The sequence below is a fragment of the Hyphomonas sp. UBA3601 genome (assembly GCF_002375605.1).
In the GTDB taxonomy this organism is placed as follows: Bacteria; Pseudomonadota; Alphaproteobacteria; order Caulobacterales; family Hyphomonadaceae; genus Hyphomonas.
On record NZ_DFME01000023.1, the window covers coordinates 57482 to 61701 of the forward strand.

The window sequence follows — 4220 nt, forward strand, 5'->3', positions numbered from 1 at the left end:
GCGAGGATCACGAGGTCTCCCGCCGGGCGCAGCTTTGCCATGCGCGCTTCGAGCAATGTCTCACCATGATCCGGCCCAATCGACGCGCTGGCCTCCAGTACCGGCGTACCATCCTCCTTGAACGCCCGGCACTTTGTCCGCGTCGCCCCCGGCGCTGGGCGATCGACTTCGACACGCACCTTCTCACCCTCGAACACCATGTTCAGGAAATGACTGGAGAAACAGCCGCGCTCGAACCAGGCGTCGCCCCAGATTTCGGCAAGGTATGGCACGAATTGCGAGAAATGCGTCGGCCCTTCAATCGGCCCGGCCTTGATGCCGAGTCGCTCCGCTTCGCTGTCATCATGAAGGCTCTTGTGCCCATCATAAGATTGCTCTTGCAGCATCTGAGCGGGCGCGCGCAGTGGCCCCTTGATTGTCTCTGTCATGTTTCCTCCGTCCTTCATCGTCTTCTATCTGGGGTGTTCCGGCAAGGTTTATCGCGGCGGCAACAGGCCTGTCTGGCTGGCCGTTGTCAGCAAGGTGCCGTCTTCTCCGAACTGGTACAGCACGCCATGAGCGACGCCGGCAGCAAAGCCCGACATGCGCGTCACATTCAGCACCCAGTCTGTCTTCGGAAGCGCGTGGATGCGCACTGTGTTGTCGAGGCTTCGCCCGCCTCGCGTGCGGGTATGTGCGCCAAGGAAAAAGTCTGAGATCAGCGACAGTCGCGCGGCATCCGCGGGTCCGGTATCCTTCACCCGCACCCAGACCATTTCCTCCGCTGTCGCATCATCCTGATGCGCAGACCGGCGCTCGATCCGCCCGGCGAGATTGTCGTCGCGCGAGAAGGGAATCTCGTGACTTTCCGCACATTCCGCTGGCGGCGGCACAGGGGGCATGTTCAAAAACTGCCGCCCCTCGCTGTCATCCCATCCGCCCAAGGCGGCTGAAACGTGCAAGACTGAGCGACCGTTTTCCGTCAAATCGGCAACCGCTTGCACAACGGTCCTTCCCTCGGCCAGCTTGCGCACCGTGATGTCGATGCGCGAGTTCAGCGTCGCGCCGCCCGCAAACTGTGCCGTTGCCCATAGCAGAGGGCGCCCGATCGCAGTCTCCAATGCATGCACGCCTGCGGCCATGGACACGCCGCCCATCAGGAATTGCCGGTCTGGCGGTCCCGCACAGGCGCTCTGGCGCGCGACGAATTCAAACCGGTTGGGGTCCTCTGTCGATTGGGTTGGTATCCAGAAGGTCGGGCGTGGGCCCTCACTGTCAGCCATCTGCGTCCTCCTCAGCATGTGTTTTCGACCGTTTTGGATCCAGCCGCACAGCGATCAATGCCAACACCAACAAGGTAGCTGACAAGCAAAGCGCCATCATCGCCGTGCCCGGCCAACCCCAGATTTCATAAACAGATGTGCCCGCCCAGCTGCCCAGCCCGCCTCCGATGAACATCAGCACAATATATGCTGTCATCAGACGGGTGCGCACTTCCGGCGGCTGATTCAGGAACGTCATCCGCCCGGTCACATCAATCAGTGGCCCGACCACATTCATCAGCATCAATGGCACCAGCAACATCCACAGGCTGTGGCCGAACACGCCGAGCAGGCAGACGCCGGAAAACTGCACCAGCGCTACGAATGCTCTCAGCCGTCGGGGCCCGATCCGGTCGGCCCAACCACCGAAGAACGGCGTGGTGAACACATTGATCAGGGCAAGCGCCGCCAGATAGCCGACCGTATCAGCACCATAGCCCATTTCAGGACTGGTCAGGTAGAGGCCGAGCCCGAGCCACACCGCCAGGAAGACACCGAAGCCGAGCCCCTGCATCGCACCAGACAGCAGAACTTCCGGGTGTCGCCGCACAACCGGGAACACAGACATGACAAGTCCGACATAGCTTTGCTTTTCCTGCGCATCGCCGCGCCCCTGTCGCTCATCCATGATCTGCGGCAGCAACAGCGTCACCCCGCCCATCAATGCTGCAGCAACATAGTATACCGACCGCCAGCCATAATGCTCACCCAGCCAGCCGCCGCCCACGCGCGCAACGAGAATGCCGGAGATGACGCCCGTGGTCAGCATCGCCATGGTCTGTCCCAGCCGTTCGGGCGGCACGCGCTTCGACGCATAGGCCGGCAGCAAATAGGGCGTGATCGTTGAAAATCCGAGAAATGTCGAACCTGCAATGAACAGCCGGAAATCGGTCGCGAATGCCATGGCCAGCATGCCCGCGAACTGGCCTGCGGCAAACACGGTCGCCAGCCGCTTGTTGCTGAACCGGTCCCCCAGCGGCAGCAACAGGAAAATGCCGAGCGCCAGCGCAATCTGGTTGAACGCAGGCACCAACCCAATTTCCGACGGCGACGCGCCAAAATCGTCCGCCACCAGAGCGATGATCGGATGGATGTAATAGGCGTTGGCCGTCACCACCGCGCAGGCCAGCGTCAACAGCCAGATGTCACGTCGGCTCAGATACCGGTAATCAGACCCGCTGCCCGGCAGGCCGGGCGGGACGGAACTCACCCCGGCATCCCGGCCCGGCGCGCATACTCGGCCGCAAACTGCGCCAGCGGCACCACCCGCGCGGCGTTCGACTCGGCATTGGCACTGTTGGCCGTGCCATCGCGGACGCGCCCAATGATGCCCTGCAGGATTCCCGCAAGCCGGAAGCCATTATAGGCGAAGTAATAGTCGAGCTCCGGCAGGCCATTGCGGCCCGTATGCTTGCAATACATGTCGACATATTCGTCCATGCTCGGAATGCCCCAGGCCTCGAGGTCATCAATCGCCATGATCGATCCGCGCGAGGAATCCCCCGGTGGCATCACCCAGTTCATGAGGTGATAGGAGAAGTCCGCGAGCGGGTCGCCCAGCGTGCAAAGCTCCCAATCCAGCACCGCGATCACTTTTGGCTCGGTCGGATGCAGCACCATATTGTCGAGACGGTAGTCGCCATGCACGATCGTGGTCTTGTCGCCCGGTGGAATATTCTTGGGCAGCCATTCGATCAGTTGTTCCATTTCCGGGATATGCTGGGTTTCGGATGCCTTGTACTGTTTCGTCCAGCGATGGATCTGGCGGGCCACATAGTCGCCCTCCTTGCCAAAGCCTTCCAGGCCTGCGGCGCGCCAGTCGACATTGTGGAGATCGGCAAACGTCTTCACCTTTGCCTCATAGATGGCGCGACGTTCAGCAGGCTCATATTCCGGCAGCGTGCCATCCCACAGAATGCGGCCCTCGACCATGTCCATGACGTAAAACATCGTGCCCACGACGCTCTCATCGGTGCACAGGCCATAAGGCCGGGCGACGGGATATCCCAGCGGGTAAAGCGCGGAAATCACGCGGAATTCACGGTCCACGGCGTGCGCACTCGGCAACAGCTTGCCCGGCGGCTTGCGGCGCATGACATATTTCTTGTTGGGCGTGACCAACTGGTAGGTCGGGTTGGACTGTCCGCCCTTGAACTGGCGCACTTCCAGAGGGCCCTGATAACCCTCGACATTGGCCTCCATCCACGCGGCGAGCTTCGCCTCATCGAATTTGTGCGACTCGACCACAGGCTTGGTGCCCGTGAACAATTCTGCAGCGGTTTCTCCCTCGGCCATTTTCTGCCCTCTTTTCTACAAGTTTTGCTGTCACACCATACTCACGGCTTACGCGACGCCAAGGCCTTCCGCGACGTCCGCATTGGCCAGCTCACACGAAAGGTTCGCACTGTGCGAAAATTGGAGACCCTTGCCACGGCCCTCGCTTTGCTCAGTTTGGCCATGCTCACCCTGGCGGCAATTCTGGTCGTCATCCTTGTCCGCGAAATCGCCCTTGTCTTCCAGCATCTCAAGCGTACCCTTCATCCGTCCGACCGCCCGGCTCAAAGCCATCTTGTTCACACGCTCGAAAGCCCGATTGTCCATGTCCCGCTTCCTGATCCTGCTCTGCCTCTGTTTCCTGCCCTTCCAGGCCCGCGCGGCCGAGATTGACCCGGACCGCCTGATCCGGCCCGAATTGCTCGGCAAGGCCGTCAAGGCGATGAGCCGGCATGCCGATCTCACCCATTCGCGCCAGCTGGTCGTGGTCGATTACAGCCTCCATTCCGCCAAGGAACGGCTCTTCATTGTCGATCTCGATACCGGCCTCGTCTCCGCCTACCGGACCACGCACGGCCGGGGCTCGGACAAGGATCATGACGGCTTCCTCGATGCCTTCTCCGATGTGCCCGGCTCCTCGGCGAG

The 4220-nt window shown here is 61.4% G+C and carries 5 protein-coding genes and 1 pseudogene; 1 reads left to right on the forward strand and 5 read right to left on the reverse strand.

The genetic code is table 11. The annotated features are described in order from the left end of the window. The 5 genes and pseudogenes from B4F73_RS02225 to B4F73_RS02245 form a co-directional block, all read right to left on the reverse strand. Positions 1 to 428 (reverse strand): annotated as a pseudogene (locus tag B4F73_RS02225) (hypothetical protein); the annotation flags it as partial. Positions 429 to 476: 48 nt separating this feature from the next. Continuing rightward, a complete protein-coding gene (locus B4F73_RS02230; protein ID WP_290482410.1) occupies positions 477 to 1262 on the reverse strand; it encodes an acyl-CoA thioesterase in 786 nt (261 codons plus the stop codon). Continuing rightward, on the reverse strand, positions 1255 to 2511 hold the full coding sequence (locus B4F73_RS02235; protein ID WP_290482411.1) for an MFS transporter: 1257 nt from the start codon (positions 2509 to 2511) through the stop codon (positions 1255 to 1257). The genes B4F73_RS02230 and B4F73_RS02235 overlap by 8 nt, the downstream gene beginning before the upstream one ends. Continuing rightward, the gene (locus B4F73_RS02240) at positions 2508 to 3596 is read right to left on the reverse strand and encodes a phosphotransferase family protein (RefSeq protein ID WP_290482412.1); all 1089 of its coding nucleotides are present in this window, start codon (positions 3594 to 3596) and stop codon (positions 2508 to 2510) included. Before B4F73_RS02240 ends, B4F73_RS02235 begins: the two co-directional genes overlap by 4 nt. Before the next feature lie 48 nt (positions 3597 to 3644). After that, positions 3645 to 3902 (reverse strand): hypothetical protein, encoded by a 258-nt coding sequence (locus B4F73_RS02245; RefSeq protein ID WP_290482413.1) that lies wholly within the window; start codon positions 3900 to 3902, stop codon positions 3645 to 3647. Here B4F73_RS02245 and B4F73_RS02250 point away from each other — a divergent pair. Then, positions 3901 to 4220 (forward strand): murein L,D-transpeptidase catalytic domain-containing protein (locus B4F73_RS02250; RefSeq protein ID WP_290482414.1); only part of this gene is annotated, 320 nt, incomplete at its 3' end. The genes B4F73_RS02245 and B4F73_RS02250 overlap by 2 nt on opposite strands.

Bases quoted from the DNA above. Each gene is read 5' to 3' on its own strand.
- B4F73_RS02230 (WP_290482410.1), bottom strand. From the start codon at position 1,262: ATGGCTGACAGTGAGGGCCCACGCCCGACCTTCTGGATACCAACCCAA.
- B4F73_RS02240 (WP_290482412.1), bottom strand. From the start codon at position 3,596: ATGGCCGAGGGAGAAACCGCTGCAGAATTGTTCACGGGCACCAAGCCT.
- B4F73_RS02245 (WP_290482413.1), bottom strand. From the start codon at position 3,902: ATGGACAATCGGGCTTTCGAGCGTGTGAACAAGATGGCTTTGAGCCGG.